This is a genomic window from Stenotrophomonas sp. 2YAF26, from assembly GCF_052114625.1.
GTDB classification, from domain to species: Bacteria; Pseudomonadota; Gammaproteobacteria; order Xanthomonadales; family Xanthomonadaceae; genus Stenotrophomonas; species Stenotrophomonas indicatrix.
In genome coordinates this window covers 71,904-86,971 of sequence record NZ_JBFRFC010000005.1, presented here as the reverse complement: position 1 = coordinate 86,971, position 15,068 = coordinate 71,904, and the positions used below count along the sequence as shown (strand labels likewise).

Annotated in this window: 20 protein-coding genes and 1 tRNA gene; 14 read left to right on the top strand and 7 right to left on the bottom strand. The window is 65.8% G+C overall.

What is annotated here, in order from left to right:
• The first annotated feature begins 77 nt into the window (after positions 1 to 77).
• Complete coding sequence (locus tag AB4Y98_RS07300; RefSeq protein WP_223495901.1) at positions 78 to 470, top strand: VOC family protein; 393 nt, start codon at positions 78 to 80, stop codon at positions 468 to 470.
• 25 nt (positions 471 to 495) lie between these two features.
• On the opposite strand, the gene AB4Y98_RS07295 is transcribed toward AB4Y98_RS07300, so the two are convergent.
• From AB4Y98_RS07295 to AB4Y98_RS07285, 3 genes are read right to left on the bottom strand one after another with little or no spacing between them, the layout of a single operon-like run.
• Positions 496 to 2,055, bottom strand: a complete 1,560-nt coding sequence (locus tag AB4Y98_RS07295) for a PepSY-associated TM helix domain-containing protein (protein WP_223495899.1) — start codon at positions 2,053 to 2,055, stop codon at positions 496 to 498.
• Between the two features lie 10 nt (positions 2,056 to 2,065).
• The gene (locus AB4Y98_RS07290; protein WP_025876252.1) at positions 2,066 to 2,329 is read right to left on the bottom strand and encodes a hypothetical protein; all 264 of its coding nucleotides are present in this window, start codon (positions 2,327 to 2,329) and stop codon (positions 2,066 to 2,068) included.
• Positions 2,329 to 2,625 (bottom strand): hypothetical protein, encoded by a 297-nt coding sequence (locus tag AB4Y98_RS07285; RefSeq protein ID WP_025876254.1) that lies wholly within the window; start codon positions 2,623 to 2,625, stop codon positions 2,329 to 2,331. The genes AB4Y98_RS07290 and AB4Y98_RS07285 overlap by 1 nt, the downstream gene beginning before the upstream one ends.
• A gap of 419 nt (positions 2,626 to 3,044) precedes the next feature.
• Between AB4Y98_RS07285 and thrS the strand changes: the two genes are divergently transcribed.
• The 11 genes from thrS to AB4Y98_RS07230 all read left to right on the top strand — a co-directional run bounded on the left by thrS (position 3,045) and on the right by AB4Y98_RS07230 (position 11,501).
• On the top strand, positions 3,045 to 4,946 hold the full coding sequence (gene thrS, locus AB4Y98_RS07280; RefSeq protein WP_442244072.1) for a threonine--tRNA ligase: 1,902 nt from the start codon (positions 3,045 to 3,047) through the stop codon (positions 4,944 to 4,946).
• Between the two features lie 49 nt (positions 4,947 to 4,995).
• On the top strand, positions 4,996 to 5,538 hold the full coding sequence (gene infC, locus AB4Y98_RS07275; protein WP_089236282.1) for a translation initiation factor IF-3: 543 nt from the start codon (positions 4,996 to 4,998) through the stop codon (positions 5,536 to 5,538).
• Positions 5,539 to 5,811: 273 nt separating this feature from the next.
• Positions 5,812 to 6,009: a 50S ribosomal protein L35 gene (gene rpmI, locus AB4Y98_RS07270; RefSeq protein ID WP_002811096.1), complete on the top strand. Its 198-nt coding sequence runs from the start codon at positions 5,812 to 5,814 to the stop codon at positions 6,007 to 6,009.
• Positions 6,010 to 6,019: 10 nt separating this feature from the next.
• Positions 6,020 to 6,379 (top strand): 50S ribosomal protein L20, encoded by a 360-nt coding sequence (rplT, locus tag AB4Y98_RS07265; protein ID WP_005410435.1) that lies wholly within the window; start codon positions 6,020 to 6,022, stop codon positions 6,377 to 6,379.
• 194 nt (positions 6,380 to 6,573) lie between these two features.
• Positions 6,574 to 7,569, top strand: coding sequence for a phenylalanine--tRNA ligase subunit alpha (gene pheS, locus AB4Y98_RS07260; RefSeq protein ID WP_089236281.1), 996 nt, complete (start codon positions 6,574 to 6,576; stop codon positions 7,567 to 7,569).
• An 85-nt stretch (positions 7,570 to 7,654) separates the two neighbouring features.
• Positions 7,655 to 10,036, top strand: coding sequence for a phenylalanine--tRNA ligase subunit beta (gene pheT, locus AB4Y98_RS07255; RefSeq protein WP_428705125.1), 2,382 nt, complete (start codon positions 7,655 to 7,657; stop codon positions 10,034 to 10,036).
• A gap of 27 nt (positions 10,037 to 10,063) precedes the next feature.
• Entirely contained in the window at positions 10,064 to 10,363 is a 300-nt protein-coding gene (locus AB4Y98_RS07250) for an integration host factor subunit alpha (protein WP_005410432.1), read from the top strand.
• Complete coding sequence (locus tag AB4Y98_RS07245; RefSeq protein ID WP_005410431.1) at positions 10,344 to 10,700, top strand: MerR family transcriptional regulator; 357 nt, start codon at positions 10,344 to 10,346, stop codon at positions 10,698 to 10,700. The genes AB4Y98_RS07250 and AB4Y98_RS07245 overlap by 20 nt, the downstream gene beginning before the upstream one ends.
• A 67-nt stretch (positions 10,701 to 10,767) precedes the next feature.
• Positions 10,768 to 10,844, top strand: a tRNA-Pro gene (locus AB4Y98_RS07240).
• 118 nt (positions 10,845 to 10,962) lie between these two features.
• The gene (locus tag AB4Y98_RS07235; protein WP_312786683.1) at positions 10,963 to 11,166 is read left to right on the top strand and encodes a hypothetical protein; all 204 of its coding nucleotides are present in this window, start codon (positions 10,963 to 10,965) and stop codon (positions 11,164 to 11,166) included.
• On the top strand, positions 11,160 to 11,501 hold the full coding sequence (locus AB4Y98_RS07230; protein ID WP_442244071.1) for a low molecular weight protein tyrosine phosphatase family protein: 342 nt from the start codon (positions 11,160 to 11,162) through the stop codon (positions 11,499 to 11,501). The genes AB4Y98_RS07235 and AB4Y98_RS07230 overlap by 7 nt, the downstream gene beginning before the upstream one ends.
• On the opposite strand, the gene AB4Y98_RS07225 is transcribed toward AB4Y98_RS07230, so the two are convergent.
• Genes AB4Y98_RS07225 through AB4Y98_RS07215 form a run of 3 tightly spaced genes read right to left on the bottom strand, consistent with a single transcriptional unit; the run spans position 11,471 to position 12,836 of the window.
• The gene (locus tag AB4Y98_RS07225; RefSeq protein WP_442244070.1) at positions 11,471 to 11,920 is read right to left on the bottom strand and encodes a GNAT family N-acetyltransferase; all 450 of its coding nucleotides are present in this window, start codon (positions 11,918 to 11,920) and stop codon (positions 11,471 to 11,473) included. The genes AB4Y98_RS07230 and AB4Y98_RS07225 overlap by 31 nt on opposite strands.
• Positions 11,917 to 12,267 (bottom strand): DUF6713 family protein, encoded by a 351-nt coding sequence (locus AB4Y98_RS07220; RefSeq protein ID WP_442244069.1) that lies wholly within the window; start codon positions 12,265 to 12,267, stop codon positions 11,917 to 11,919. Before AB4Y98_RS07220 ends, AB4Y98_RS07225 begins: the two co-directional genes overlap by 4 nt.
• Positions 12,268 to 12,326: 59 nt before the next feature.
• Positions 12,327 to 12,836: a DUF3011 domain-containing protein gene (locus AB4Y98_RS07215; RefSeq protein ID WP_059064696.1), complete on the bottom strand. Its 510-nt coding sequence runs from the start codon at positions 12,834 to 12,836 to the stop codon at positions 12,327 to 12,329.
• Positions 12,837 to 13,109: 273 nt separating this feature from the next.
• Between AB4Y98_RS07215 and AB4Y98_RS07210 the strand changes: the two genes are divergently transcribed.
• On the top strand, positions 13,110 to 13,478 hold the full coding sequence (locus AB4Y98_RS07210; protein ID WP_312786687.1) for a hypothetical protein: 369 nt from the start codon (positions 13,110 to 13,112) through the stop codon (positions 13,476 to 13,478).
• Positions 13,479 to 13,528: 50 nt separating this feature from the next.
• Here the strand turns inward: AB4Y98_RS07210 and AB4Y98_RS07205 are convergent, their stop codons facing one another.
• Positions 13,529 to 14,221, bottom strand: coding sequence for an aspartate/glutamate racemase family protein (locus tag AB4Y98_RS07205; protein ID WP_312786688.1), 693 nt, complete (start codon positions 14,219 to 14,221; stop codon positions 13,529 to 13,531).
• 162 nt (positions 14,222 to 14,383) lie between these two features.
• Here AB4Y98_RS07205 and AB4Y98_RS07200 point away from each other — a divergent pair, with 162 nt between their 5' ends.
• Positions 14,384 to 15,016 carry a cation transporter gene (locus AB4Y98_RS07200; RefSeq protein ID WP_363732489.1) on the top strand — a complete coding sequence of 211 codons (633 nt, stop codon included), beginning with the start codon at positions 14,384 to 14,386 and terminating at the stop codon, positions 15,014 to 15,016.
• The last annotated feature ends 52 nt before the right edge of the window (positions 15,017 to 15,068 follow it).

Below are 15,068 nucleotides of genomic sequence, written 5' to 3'. Positions count from 1 at the left end.
CGGTCCGGCGGTGACGGGCAAACGCTGTGGCCCGAAACCGCACATCGGCGCCACGCACGCAGCGCTAAGCTGCGTGCATGATCATCATCGACCGCCTGGACCACTTGGTTCTTACCGTTGCCGACATCGACCGCAGCTGCGACTTCTACCAGCGCGTGCTGGGCATGGACGTCGTGCGCTTCGGCGCCGGCCGCGTCGCCCTGCAGTTCGGCCAGCAGAAGATCAACCTGCACCCGGCCAGCGCGCCGTTGCAGCCCCACGCGCTGCTGCCGACCCGTGGCAGCGCCGATCTGTGCCTGATCACCCAGCTGGGCGTACAGGCGGTGCTGGCCCACCTGCAGGCCCAGCAGGTAACGATTGAAGAAGGACCGGTGCCGCGTACCGGAGCGCTTGGGCCAATCGAGTCGGTGTACTTCCGTGATCCGGATGGGAATCTGATCGAAGTGGCCCGCTACGTGGAACCCATGTAAACCCGCGTGCTGCGAGCATGCTTGGTCAGTTCGCCCACACGCTGTTGGGGTCACCGTTGCGGGCCCGCCGCTGGCTCGCATACGCCAGACGGGCAAAGCCAAAGGCCATCGCCAGTGCCATCGCATCGATCCAGAACAACGGCCAGTGGCCGCGTGCGGCGGCCAACCACAGCCAGTCACCGTTGAGGGCGCCGTGCGCCACCGGCACCAGCGCGGTGCTGATCGCCGCAGCCCACAGCAGTTCGCGCGCTGCCTGTGCCGGGCGGCGCAGGGCTGCCCACAGCGCACACGCCGCCCAGGTCATGAAGCAGGCCCAGCGGATGCCGTGGTCGACCTGGGCAGGCGCTACCCGCTCCAGCACCAGCGCGGCCACGAAGGCCACCGAGATCGCCACGCACAGGCCGATGCAGACGCCCACCGTGGCCCGCGCCATGTTGACGGCCGCGCGCGACTGCTGCGGCTGACGGCGCTTGCGACGCGACTCGATCCACAGCAGGTTGCCCGAATAGAACAGGAAGGCGCCGCCGAGGCCCAGCAGGAAGTACAGCCAGACCACCACGCCGTTGCCGAATTCGCCGAAATGGAGGGCATAGGCGGCACTGAGCGTGGCGTGGTTGGCATCGCGTTGACCGGGCAGCTGGCTGGCCAGCACGCGGCCGCTTTCGACATCCAGCGCGACGGCGCCGAGCGGGCCAAGCGTGCCGCTGGCCTCGCCGGTGATTTCGATGGTCGCGTTGGCATCACCGCCATTGGCCAGTTTCAGGTAGGCCGGTTCGAAATTTGCCACACCCTGCGCGCGGGCCACTTCCAGCGCCCGTGCGTGCAGTTCGCGCAGGCTGCCCGGCGCGGCAGGGATGCCACTGGCTTCGCGCAGCGGCGCGGTATCCATCGCCGTCGGTACCGCCTGCAGCGCCTTGCCGTCGTAGATCAGGGGATCGAGTACCGCCATCTGCATGAACACCAGGCAGAGCAGGGCGCCGGTCACCGCGAACATCAGGTGGAACGGCAGGCTGAGCACGCCGATCACGTTGTGCGCGTCCTGCCACTGCTGCTTGAGATTGCGGCCCGGGCGCAGCGCGAACAGATCGCCCAGCAGCTTGGGCAGGTGGATCACCAGCCCGCTGAGCAGGGCCATGCCGTACAGCAGGCTGACGATGCCCATCACGTAGATCCCGGCCACCGGCAGGCCCAGGCTGTAATGCAGTTCGTTGACCAGTTCGGCCAGCCCGGTCTGCGGTGGCGTCGGACTGCCGCCGGTCTGTCCCGGCCATGCATAGCGCCAGCTGCCATCTTCGGCCTGCCAGTAGGCCAGCGGCTGGGGATGATCGGCGCCCGGGAAGGTCATGCCGACGTGGCGACGCGCTTCCGCATGCGTGGCCAGAACATCGTCGAGCAGGTACTGGGCGTCATCCAGGCCGGCCGGCAATGCGGTTGCCGCGCCAGGCGTCTGCCACAGCGGGAGGTCGTGGTGGAACAGGGTCAGTGCGCCGGCATAGAACGCCACGAACAGCCCGAAGCCGGCGACCAGGCCGACCCAGGTGTGCAGGGTGGTGAACGTGCGCAAGGTCTGTGAACTGAATTTCATGCGGTCGATCTCATTGCACTGCGCCGGCCAGGCGCAGCAGGCCGAGTACGGCGAAGCCAAGGGCCGCGCAACCGGCCAGGGTCAGCCAGGCGCGCAACGGGCTGCGGAAACTGAAGGCCCACAGCGCGGCCAGCATCCACAACGGGACGAACGCGATCAGGCTCGGCACCAGGGCTTTCTGCCAGGGCCCCGGCGGCAGCCATGCGACCAGGCCGGTCGCCGCAGCGGCAAGGAAGAAGCCGGCGAAGATGCCGGCCAGTGCGCGCGACCACATCAGCGCGGCTCCACATCGGGGCGGTGCCACGCGGCCAGTGCCGGCAGCAGCATGGCGGCCAGCATCCAGGTGCACAGCATCGCCACCAAGCCGGCGGCAAAGCCCAGTTCGGCCATCCACAGCCACAGCGCAGCGACTGCAGCGACCAGGCCGATCTGCCGGCCCAGGCGCCCGGCACGGCGCAGGCGTGGCCAGCGGCAGTGCGGGGAGGCGGCATAGAAGGCCAGCGCGGAGAACATCGCCGACAGCATGCCGAGGCTGCAGAAGCCCAGGGTCGACAGGCCAACGGTAATCATCGGGGGCTCCGGGCCCGGCATACGGCCGGTGAACGCGGGGCACGGGCGGGACCGGCAGGCGCCGGTCGGGGCGGGTGGCGCATTGCAGGATCCTGGGGGGAAGCGGGCAGGCCGGCACGGGGCGGGCTGCGCGGACATGGTAATCATTGCGTTTTCACGCCGCCAGCCAGCGCCATTCAGGCACCGCTTGGGCTTTGTCCGCCGCTGGTTTAAGATCACGGGCAACCACATCCTGGAACCAAGGTGGCCCGCGCACTGCGCCGGCCGAGCGTGCGACATGAGCACTACCACCGCCCACTGTTGACCTGCCCCGAAGGCCCTGCATTCCAGGCGCCCTCGCGGCGCTTTTTTATTGCCCGGACGACAGCCCGGGAGCGCTTTCCAGCCCGCCACGACGGGCCCCGCATGAAGCCATTGCAATGATCACGATTACCCTTCCCGACGGCAGCCGCCGCGAATTCGAAAACCCCGTCAGCGTCATGGACGTCGCCCAGTCGATCGGCGCCGGCCTGGCCAAGGCCACCATCGCCGGTTCGGTGGATGGCGTGCTGGTCGATGCCAGTGATGTCATCGACCACGATGCGTCCCTGCGCATCATCACCGCCAAGGACGAGGAGGGCGTGGAAATCATCCGCCACTCCAGCRCCCACCTGGTCGGCCACGCGGTCAAGCAGCTCTATCCGGACGTGAAGATGGTGATCGGCCCGGTGATCGCCGAGGGCTTCTATTACGACATCTACTCCGAGCGTCCGTTCACCCCCGAAGACATGGCGGCGATCGAAAAGCGCATGGGCGAGCTGATCGCGCAGGACTACGACGTCATCAAGAAAGTGACGCCGCGCGCGGAAGTCATCGAGATCTTCAAGGCCCGTGGCGAGGACTACAAGCTGCGCCTGATCGAAGACATGTCGCCTGACATCCAGGCGATGGGCATGTACTACCACCAGGAATACGTGGACATGTGCCGCGGCCCGCACGTGCCCAACACGCGCTTCCTGAAGGCCTTCAAGCTGACCCGCATTTCCGGCGCCTATTGGCGCGGCGACGCGCAGAACGAGCAGCTGCAGCGCGTCTACGGCACCGCCTGGGCCGACAAGAAGCAGCTCGATGCGTACATCAAGCGCATCGAAGAAGCGGAGATGCGCGACCACCGTCGCATCGGCAAGCAGCAGGACCTGTTCCACCTGCAGGAAGAGGCCCCGGGCCTGGTGTTCTGGCACCCGAAGGGCTGGGCGCTGTGGCAGGTGGTCGAGCAGTACATGCGCAAGGTGTACCGCAGCACCGGCTACGGCGAAGTGCGCTGCCCGCAGATCCTGGACGTGTCGCTGTGGCAGAAATCGGGCCACTGGGACAACTACCAGGACGCGATGTTCTTCACCGAGTCGGAGAAGCGTACTTACGCGCTGAAGCCGATGAACTGCCCGGGTCACGTGCAGGTGTTCAACCAGGGGCTGCACAGCTACCGCGATCTGCCGATCCGCTACGGTGAGTTTGGCGCCTGCCACCGCAACGAGCCCTCCGGCGCGCTGCACGGCATCCTGCGCGTACGTGGCTTCACCCAGGACGACGGTCACGTGTTCTGCACCGAAGACCAGGTCGAGGCGGAAGTGACCGCGTTCCACCAGCAGGCGCTGGCGGTGTACCAGCACTTCGGCTTCGAGGAGATCCAGGTCAAGATTGCGCTGCGCCCCGAATCGCGCCTGGGCGATGACGCCACCTGGGACAAGGCAGAGGGCGCGCTGCGCTCGGCGCTGTCCAGCTGCGGGGTGGAATGGCAGGAGCTGCCGGGCGAGGGCGCCTTCTACGGCCCGAAGATCGAGTACCACCTGAAGGACGCCATCGGCCGCACCTGGCAGCTGGGCACCATGCAGGTCGATTTCATGATGCCCGGCCGTCTGGGCGCTGAATACGTGGACGAAAACAGCCAGAAGAAGCATCCGGTGATGCTGCACCGGGCCATCGTCGGCTCGATGGAGCGTTTCTTGGGCATCCTGATCGAGCACCACGCCGGCCAGTTCCCGGCCTGGCTGGCGCCGACCCAGGTGGTGGTGGCCAATATCACCGATGCGCAGGCTGAATACGTCTCTGCGGTGACCAAAAGCCTTGCGGATCAAGGCTTCCGCGTCAGCGCCGATTTGCGTAACGAGAAGATCGGCTATAAGATTCGCGAGCACACGCTGCAGCGCGTGCCGTACCTGCTGGTCATTGGTGACCGCGAGAAGGAAAACGGCGCTGTGGCGGTGCGTACGCGTTCTGGCGAAGATCTCGGCAGCATGAGCCTTCAGGCCTTCACCGAGCGGCTCCAGGCCGAGGGCGCGTAAACAAAGGTCCGGCCCGTGCGCATTGGCGCCCGGGCCGGGTTCGACACCCTTGGGAGATCGCAATATCAGTACCCCTGACAACAAACAGAACCGCAAGAATCAGGAAATCCGTGTGCCGCGCGTCCGCGTGATCGGCAGTGACGGAGAAATGATCGGCGTGTTGACGCGAGACGAAGCGTTGTCCATGGCCGAAGATGAAGGTCTGGACCTGGTCGAGATCCAGCCGCAGGCAGACCCGCCGGTGTGCAAGATCATGGACTTCGGCAAGTTCAAGTTCGAAGCCCAGAAGAAGGCCAGCGAGGCCAAGAAGAAGACCAAGCAGGTCGAGATCAAGGAAGTGAAGTTCCGTCCGGTCACGGACGAGGGCGACTACCAGATCAAGCTGCGCAAGATGCGCGGTTTCCTTGAAGAAGGCGACAAGATCAAGGTCAACATCCGTTTCCGTGGCCGTGAAATGAGCCACCAGGAACTGGGTCGCGAGATGGCCAGCCGGATCGAGGGTGATCTGGGCGAGGACATCGTCATCGAATCCCGTCCGCGCCTGGAAGGGCGTCAGATGGTGATGATGATCGCGCCGAAGAAGAAGACCTGAGGCCTGACGGGCTGCCTCGCGGGGCGCCTGGCGGCTGAATGGATCAAGGTGAAGGGGCGCCGCTGGCGTCCTTTTGCTTTTCCGGGGCGGGCAGGGCCGGTCTCGGTGTGAAAACGGTGTGGGGGCTGGTTACAGGGCGGATTTGCCTGTATCATGCCCGGCTCGACCCACCCAGGACGGGTCGTACGCCGATCATGGCAGGACGGAAAGAGCGGCCCAGGCCGCCGCCAGATCAGTCAGAAACCAGGGTCATATCCCATCAAGGACATTGCAATGCCCAAGATCAAGACCAACCGGGCAGCGGCCAAGCGTTTCCGCAAGACCGCCTCGGGCAAGTACAAGTGCGGCCACGCCAACCGTAGCCACATCCTCACGAAGAAAGCGACCAAGCGTAAGCGTAACCTGCGTCAGACGAATCACGTCCGCGCAGAAGACGCAGGCCGTCTGGACCGCATGCTTCCCTACCTCTGAGGACTGATACATGGCACGAGTAAAGCGTGGCGTACAGGCGCGTCGCCGCCACAAGAAAATCCTTGATCTGGCGAAGGGCTACTACAATGCCCGTCGCAAGGTCTTCCGCGTCGCCAAGCAGGCGGTCATCAAGGCACAGCAGTACGCCTACATCGGCCGTAAGCAGAAGAAGCGCAACTTCCGTTCGCTGTGGATCACCCGCATCAACGCGGCTGCCCGCATCAACGGCCTGAGCTACAGCCGTTTCATGAACGGCCTGCTGAAGGCTGGCATCACCCTGGACCGCAAGGTTCTGGCTGACATCGCCGTGCACGACGCAGCTGGCTTTGCTGCACTGGCCGAAAAGGCCAAGGGCGCACTGGCGGCATAAGTCCTTCCCGATGCCGTTGCCGTTCACGGAGAACGGTGTCAGGTTGAGGCAATGCATGGGGAAGGGCGCAAGTCCTTCCCCATTCTTTTTTGTGCCGGGCGCAGCCGTGCAGATGGCGGGCGACCGGCAAGCGGTTGCGACGGCGCGGCCCTTCGCGCATCGCGATGGCAGACCGACTGGAGTTCCGGCTACCCATGAGCGACATCCAATCCCTCACTTCCCAGGCGCTGGCCGACGTGGCCGCCGCGCAGAGCCCGGACGCGCTGGAACAGCTGCGCGTGGCCCTGCTTGGCAAGAGCGGCAGCATCACCTCGCAGCTCAAGCAGCTCGGTGCGCTGCCGGCCGACGAACGCAAGGCGGCCGGTGAGGCCATCAACCAGGCCCGCGACGCGCTGAGCAGCGCGCTGGGCGAACGCAAGGCGGTGCTGGAAGATGCTGCGCTCGATGCGCGCCTGGCTGCCGAGGCGATCGACATCACGCTGCCGGGCCGCAGTGGCGAACGCGCCGGCCTGCACCCGATCACCCGTACCCTCGAGCGCATCACCGGCATCTTCGGCCGGCTGGGCTACGAGTTGTCCGAAGGGCCGGAGATCGAGGACGACTGGCACAACTTCGAGGCGCTGAACTTCCCGCCGCACCATCCGGCGCGCGCCATGCATGACACCTTCTACTTCGGTGACGGCCGGCTGCTGCGCACGCATACCTCCGGTGTGCAGGTGCGCTACATGGGCGAACACCAGCCGCCGCTGCGCATGATCGCCGCCGGCAAGGTCTACCGCAGCGACAGCGACCAGACCCATTCGCCGATGTTCCACCAGGTCGAAGGCCTGCTGGTGGATGAGCACTCCACGTTCGCCGATCTGAAGGGCACGCTGTCCGAGTTCGTGCGTGCGTTCTTCGAGCGYGATTTCGAGATGCGTTTCCGCCCCAGCTACTTCCCGTTCGTCGAACCCGGCGCGGAAGTGGACATCGCCTGGCAGCAACCCGATGGCAGCACCCGCTGGCTGGAAGTGCTCGGCTGCGGCATGGTCCACCCGAACGTGCTGCGCAACGTTGGCATCGATCCGGAGCGCTACACCGGTTTTGCCTTCGGCCTGGGCGTGGAGCGTTTTGCGATGCTGCGCTACGGCGTCAACGACCTGCGCGCGTTCTTCGAGAACGACGTGCGCTTCCTGAAGCAGTTCGCGTAAGCCACAACCAGTAGAGCCGGGCCATGCCCGGCTGCACTTGAATCCGAAGCCCAGGCGCATGCGCCGGGCCCACCAGGGTGACCCCATGAAATTCTCCGAAAACTGGCTGCGCAGCCACGTCCCGACCACTGCCTCGCGCGATGAGCTCAGCGCGGTGCTGACCGCCATCGGCCTGGAGGTGGAAGACGTGACCGCGCTTGGCGATGGCCTGCAGCACGTGGTCGTCGCGCGTATCGTCGAAGCCGAGCGCCATCCCGAAGCCGACCGCCTGCAGGTGTGCAAGGTTGATGCGGGGCAGGCTGAGCTGCTGCAGATCGTCTGTGGTGCGCCGAATGCTCGCCCAGGCCTGGTCGCGCCGCTGGCGATGGTCGGTGCGCAGATCGGTGAGTTGAAGATCAAGCCGGCCAAGCTGCGCGGCGTCGAATCCAACGGCATGCTCTGCTCGGCCAAGGAGCTGGGCCTGGACAACGATGCCTCCGGTCTGCTGGAACTGCCGGACGACGCGCCGGTCGGCCAGTCTCTGGTGGAGTACCTCGGCCTGCCGGACGCCAGCATCGAGATCAAGCTGACTCCCAACCGCGCCGACTGCTTCAGCATCCGCGGCATCGCTTATGACGTTGCTGCAGCGACGCGCAGCGAAGTACTGGATTTCATCGCAGAGCCGATCGCCGCCCGTGGCAGCCGTGAGCTGGCGATCCAGCTCGACGCCGGTGCCGAAGCGCCGCGCTATCTTGGTCGTGTCATCGAAGGTGTCAACGCCGCGGCGAAGACCCCGTTGTGGATGGCCGAGCGCCTGCGCCGCAGTGGTGTGCGCCCGGTATCGCTGCTGGTCGATATCACCCAGTACGTGATGCTTGAGCTGGGCCAGCCGATGCACGCCTACGATCTCGGCACCCTGCAGGGCACGATCGGTGTGCGTCGTTCGCGCGCCGATGAAAGCCTGAAGCTGCTGGATGGCCGTGACGCTGCGCTGGACGACAGCTTCCTGGTGGTTACCGATGCTGACCGCGCGGTCGGCCTGGCCGGCCTGATGGGCGGCTTCGATACGCGCGTCACCGATGCCACCACCGCTGTATTCCTGGAAGCGGCGCACTTCGCGCCGGCCGCGATCATGGGCCGCGGCCGCAAGCTGGGCCTGCACACCGATGCGGGCCACCGCTTCGAGCGTGGCGTCGACCCGGCGCTGCCGCGTACTGCCATCGAATACGCCACCCGCCTGGTGCTGGACCTGGCCGGCGGTGCCCCGGCGCCGGTGACCGAGGCGGTACATGCGGCCGACCTGCCGCAGCCGGCCACGATCCTGCTGCGCCGCGCACGCATCACCCGCGTGCTGGGCATCACCATCGAAGACGCCGAAGTCGAGCGCATCCTGCGCGCGCTGGGCATGCAGGTGGTGGACGCTGACGAAGGCTGGCAGGTCACCGCGCCGAGCCGCCGCTTCGACATCGCCATCGAAGAAGACCTGATCGAGGAGCTGGCCCGGATCCACGGTTACGAGCAGATCCCGACCACGCTGCCGGGTGGTGCTTCGCGTGTGGCGATGCCGACCGAGACCCAGCTGGACACGCTCAGCGTTCGCCGCCAGCTGGTTGCCCGCGACCTGCAGGAAACCGTCAATTTCGCCTTCGTCGACGACGCACTGCTGAGCCAGTGGCAGCTGCGCGACAACCTGGTGCCGCTGGCCAACCCGCTGTCGGCCGAGCTGGCGGTGATGCGCCCGTCGCTGCTGCCGGGCCTGGTCGCCACGCTGGGCCGCAACGCCGCCCGCCAGCTCGGCCGGGTGCGCCTGTTCGAGATCGGCCGGGTGTTCGCCCGGCAGGCCGGAGATGGCCAGCCGGCGCCGCTGGAAACCTCGCGCGTGGCTGCTGCGGTCTGCGGTGAAGCGCAGGCGGTGCAGTGGGGCCTGCCGACCCGCAAGGTCGATTTCCATGACCTGAAGGGCGACCTGGAATCGCTGGCTGCGGCCAGTGGCGCGGTCCTGGAGTTCCGCCCGTCCGCCCGCGGCTACGGTCATCCGGTGCGTTCGGCCGAGGTGTTCCGCGACGGCGTGGCGATCGGCTGGATCGGCCAGATCCACCCGCGCCTGGCCAAGGCGATGGACATCGACGTGGACGTGTACGCCTTCGAGCTGGATCTTGAGGCCCTGTCGGCCCGTGCGCTGCCGCGCGCCGGTGAACTGTCGCGCTACCCGGCAGTGCGCCGCGACCTGGCCTTCCTGGTGCCTGAACAGGTGGCCTGGAGTGACCTGGCTGCGACCATCCGCCAGGCTGCCGGTCCGCTGCTGCGCGAGCTGAACCTGTTCGATCGCTATGTCGGCCAGGGCGTCGAGCCGGGATTCAAGAGTCTCGCTATGGGCTTGATTTTGCAGGACAAGTCGCGCACTCTGACGGACCGCGACGTGGAAGCGGTAGTGGCCGAGGCGGTCACTGCCATCGAGCGTGAACACCACGCCCGGATCCGCGGCTGAGCGGGCAGCACTCGGGGGTAGCAGGCAATGGCATTGACCAAGGCGGAGATGGCGGAAAAGCTGTTCGACGAAGTCGGTCTGAACAAGCGGGAAGCCAAGGAATTCGTCGACGCGTTCTTCGATGTGCTGCGTGAAGCATTGGAACAGGGACGTCAGGTGAAGCTGTCGGGCTTTGGCAATTTCGACCTGCGGCGCAAGAACCAGCGCCCGGGTCGCAACCCCAAGACCGGCGAGGAAATTCCGATTTCCGCCCGTACGGTGGTTACCTTCCGTCCGGGCCAGAAGCTCAAGGAGAGGGTGGAAGCTTATGCTGGATCCGGGCAGTAACCGCGAACTTCCGCCGATTCCGGCCAAGCGCTACTTCACCATTGGTGAAGTCAGCGAACTGTGCGACGTCAAGCCGCACGTGCTGCGCTACTGGGAAACCGAGTTTCCCAGCCTCGAGCCGGCCAAGCGCCGTGGCAACCGTCGTTACTACCAGCGCCACGACGTGCTGATGGTGCGGCAGATCCGCAGCCTGCTGTACGAACAGGGCTACACCATCGGTGGCGCGCGCCTGCGCCTGGATGGTCCGGATGCGCGCGAGGAATCGGCCTTGAGCAACCAGATCATCAAGCAGGTGCGGATGGAACTGGAAGAAGTGCTGCAACTGCTGCGTCGCTGACCCATTTCCGCCGTAATCCGCTATACTTCACGGCCCGCCGCACTGGCGGGCACATCGCAGCATCAGTCGGGGCGTAGCGCAGCCTGGTAGCGCATCTGCCTGGGGGGCAGAGGGTCGTCGGTTCGAATCCGGCCGTCCCGACCACTGTGATGTAACAGACAAGCCTGCGCAGCGATGCGTGGGCTTTTTTGTTGCGGCGTTGTATCCTGCGCGCACTCGTACTACCGCGGCTGCTGAACCCGGTACTCACGAGAACACGATCATGGAAACGCAAAGGAACCGCGCCTGGAGGCGCTCGCAGTCGCGCCACCACGGTGGCGACCACACGGCAGCACCGTCGATCTTCAAGCCGGAAAAGAACTGGAAGCTGATGTATACGCGCGGCGACAAGCTGCTGCGGGCGCGCCAGCTGGGTTTCACCTATCCAGTCCTCAGCCCGCGGCAACTGCTGGACCAGGAATGTTGAACCTGTTGTTTGTCTGCAGTCGCAACCAGCTGCGCAGCCCCACCGCTGAAGCGATGTGGCAGCGCCGGCCAGGTATCAGTGCGCGCTCGGCAGGCACCAGCCCGCATGCGCGCCGGCCCATCAGCCCAGCGGATATCCGCTGGGCTGATGTCATCTTCGTGATGGAGCCCAAGCACCAGCATCGGCTGCAGGCGAATTTTGCCCGCCTGCTTCAACACACGCCGCTGCACTGCCTGGATATCCCCGACGACTATCGCTGCATGGATCCGGCGCTGATGGCGCTGCTTGAAGCGAWGGTCGCGCCTTACCTCACATCGTCAGTGGCGAAGCGGTAGATCAACTCCGGATCGCCTTCGTCGAGGCCGTGCACGATGCCGCACTGATGGAAACCAGCGGCTGCCAGCAGCCGCTGCATGTTGGCGTTGGATTGATTGGTGGAGGTGAAAAGCCTGGCGCCTGCGCTGCACGACGTAGCATGCAGAAGCATCGCGCTGCCGACGCCGTGTCCGCGCAGTGGCGCGGCGACCATCAGCATCTCGATGAAGGCTTCACCGAAGAAGTGCCGGTGCTGGACCCGGTAGCCGGCCAGCGTGTCGTCGAGTTCGGCGACGTGCATGTGGCCGTCCGCCAGCCACTGGCCGATCTGCACGGCACGCCGTGGGTCGCCGGCCGCAACACTGTCCAGGGCGATCAGTGCCGAAAGATCCGTGCACACGGCCGCGCGTATCCGAACTGCTGGAGCCCGCACGTTCATCGCCGACGGCTGCGCAGCAAACCGCTGCCGCTGACCAGGCAGGCCAGAAGCGTGAGCAGCGACAGCGGCAGGTGGAATTCATCGCGACCGGCCGCAGCGAAGCCTGCATGGATGAGGGCTGTGCCGATACCCAGCGCACCGCATAGCAGTGCGTAGCGGCGCGCAGAGCCCAGGCCGAGCACGACCTGACGGTAACCGTGCAGCAGTAGGCCGATGGCAAGCAGATTGAACAGCAGGAATCCCTGGATGCCGCCGGGCACCTGGAACATCCGCCACTCCTGCCAGAACGCGGCATCGATCTGATGCAGCAGCAAGGACATCATCGTTGCCAAGTACCAGCGTTCCATGCGGTGTTTCCTGCTGCGGGAGCTTCATTCTAGCGATGATGGGCCCGCAGCCATCGCACTCAGTAGACGCGGAATTCGGCGCGGCAGCCGTCGCTGACCCATACACCGCGTCGGTCCCAGCCCCAGTTGCGGTCCTCGGTGCAGGTGGTGACCGATTTCTGCTTGACCAGCCGCACGTCATGACGGACGCGGATGCGGCACTGTTTCTCCTTGTTCTCGTAGGATTCGCAGACCAGGCGCTCGCCATCCCGATCACGGTCACGCCCACGCCCGGGCCAGCGGCCACGCCCGCGCTCTTCGGCGACGAATTCGGCGCGGCAGCCGTCGGTAACCCACAGCATGCCGCGGCGCTGTCCCCAGTTGTCATCTTCCACGCATCGCGTCACTGACAGCTGCCGGGCCAGTCGCGCGCGTCCTTCGAACGGGCATTGTTGGGTCTTGTTGAAGTGTGATTCGCAGGTCGTGCGCGGTGACGATTCGCTGTCGTAATCCTGGGCCGAGACGGTGGTTGCGGCCAGCAGCAGGGCAAGCGCAGAACCGCCCAGGGGCAGCAGCAGACGAAGGCTCATTGAAACCTCGGATTGGGAATGGGACGCAAGAATGGCGCACGTGCGGCGCTCTGCGACGACCGGGGTCTGCGCTGGCTCAGGACGGATTTATAAGTGTCCGGCGGCGCATGCAGGGCGTTACATCCCGTATCATCCCGGGCACATCCGATTGCATCGGTTTACAGTTTTTTACACGTTCCAGCGCTTTCGGACGCGGCTTTCGGGCCTCGCCCGTGGCTGCTGGCACGGGTGCGGACAAGGATGTGCGGACCACGACGACCACAGGGGGTTGCGTTGATCAGCAGTATCGTCATTCATCGGTCGGCCGGCACGGGCGCGGTCGAAGTGCAGGTCCTGGACACGACGTTCAAGGGCAAGCGTGTTTTTGTTGCCTGGGGCCTGCGTGGCCTGGAATTGACCCGCGAAGCCGAGCCGGAAGATACGGTTGCGGCTCGCCATGCCTTACGGCTGGTTTCCCGCCAGGCCGATGGGCCGCGCAGCAGCGAGATTTTCATCGCCAGCCAATCGGGCGTGGCGATCAGCGTCTACCGGATGCTGACCGAAGCACGCAGCGGCGACGCCGTGTTCTTCCTGTGCGATTCGCCACCGGTGGTGGAATGGTTGGTCACTTCGTTGGAAGTGCAGCCCGAATCGCCTGCGTGACCGGATGCCTGACGTGTAGTCGAGCCTGCTCGACTGCACCCCGCCGTGGGTTACGCCAACGCTGCGTCCACTGCCGCGCGCGCATGCAGGGTCGTGGTGTCGAACAGCGGCACCGGGCTGTCTTCGGCGCGTACCAGCAGCATGATCTCGGTACAGCCGAGGATGATCGCCTGGGCACCGCGGGCAACCAGGCGTTCAATCACTTCGACGTACATCTGCCGTGATCGCTCGTTGACCACCCCGGCGATCAACTCCTCGTAGATGATCGCGTGTACATCGCGGCGGTCATCGGCCTCCGGAACCAGTACGTCCAGGCCGAAGCGCTCGCCCAGGCGGCCACGGTAGAAGTCTTCCTCCATGGTGAAGGCGGTGCCGAGCAGGCCGATGCGCTGCAGACCGGCCTGCACGATCGCCGTGGCGGTCGGGTCGGCGATATGCAGCAAGGGCAGCGGGCAGGCCGCTTCGATCTCAGCAACGAGCTTGTGCATGGTGTTGGTGCAGATCAGCAGCAGTTCGGCGCCACCGGCCTGCAGCCGCTGTGCGGCATCGACCATTTCGTTGCCCAGGGCATCCCAGTCGCCGTCGTGCTGCAGCTGCTTGATGCGGGCGAAATCCACCGACCACATCAGCAACTGCGCCGAATGCGCGCCGCCCAACCGCGCGCGTACCTCTTCGTTGATGAGGCGGTAGTACTGCGCCGAACTCTCCCAGCTCATGCCACCGATCAGGCCAAGCGTCTTCATGCGTGTCTCCGTGCCGGGGAAGGGCCATTGCAGCACATCAGAGGCCGGGATGCTGCGTGCCGGCTTGGCCCGGCGCACGCAATCGTTGGTTGGCCCGTCGCAACCGCTGCCGACGCGCCTGATCGGCGCGATAATGGGCCAAGACAGGCAGAGGGCAGGGCGATGGGCGAATGCTGTGGCTGCGGCAAGACGCTGGATGTGGCGGCCATGCAGGCGCGCCACCGGCGCGTGCTGTGGATCGTCCTGCTGATCAACCTGGCGACCTTCCTGATGATGGTCGGCGCGTCCTGGTACAGCCATTCGTCCTCGTTGCTCTCCGGTGCGCTGGACAACCTGGGCGATGCGGCGACCTATCTGCTGAGCCTGCTGGTGGTGGGGGCCGGCGTGGCGGCCAAGGCGCGGGTTGCCTTGTTCAAGGGCGTGCTGATCCTGGCAGCGGCGGTGGCAGTTGCGGTGCAGATCGGATGGCGGCTGGCGCATCCGCAGGTTCCGCTGTTCGAAAGCATGGGCCTGGCTGCGCTGCTGAACCTGGCCGCGAATGGCTTCTGCCTGTGGCTGCTGACGCCGTATCGCAATGACGACGTGAACCTGGCATCGGCCTGGGAATGCGCGCGCAACGATATCTTCGAGGGCGTTTCGGTGGTGCTGGCGGCGGGGCTGGTGGCGCTGTTCGGTGCCGGTTGGCCGGACCTGCTGGTCGCGGTCGCGCTGTTGGTCGTGTTCCTGCGCTCGGCGCTGCGGGTGCTGCGCATCGCGATGGCCGAACTGCGTGCGTCGCGCGTTGCCAGCGGCTGAGCCGCAGCCGCTGTATCCGTCGAATCGACCCGGGACTGTGCATGGTGGTAAC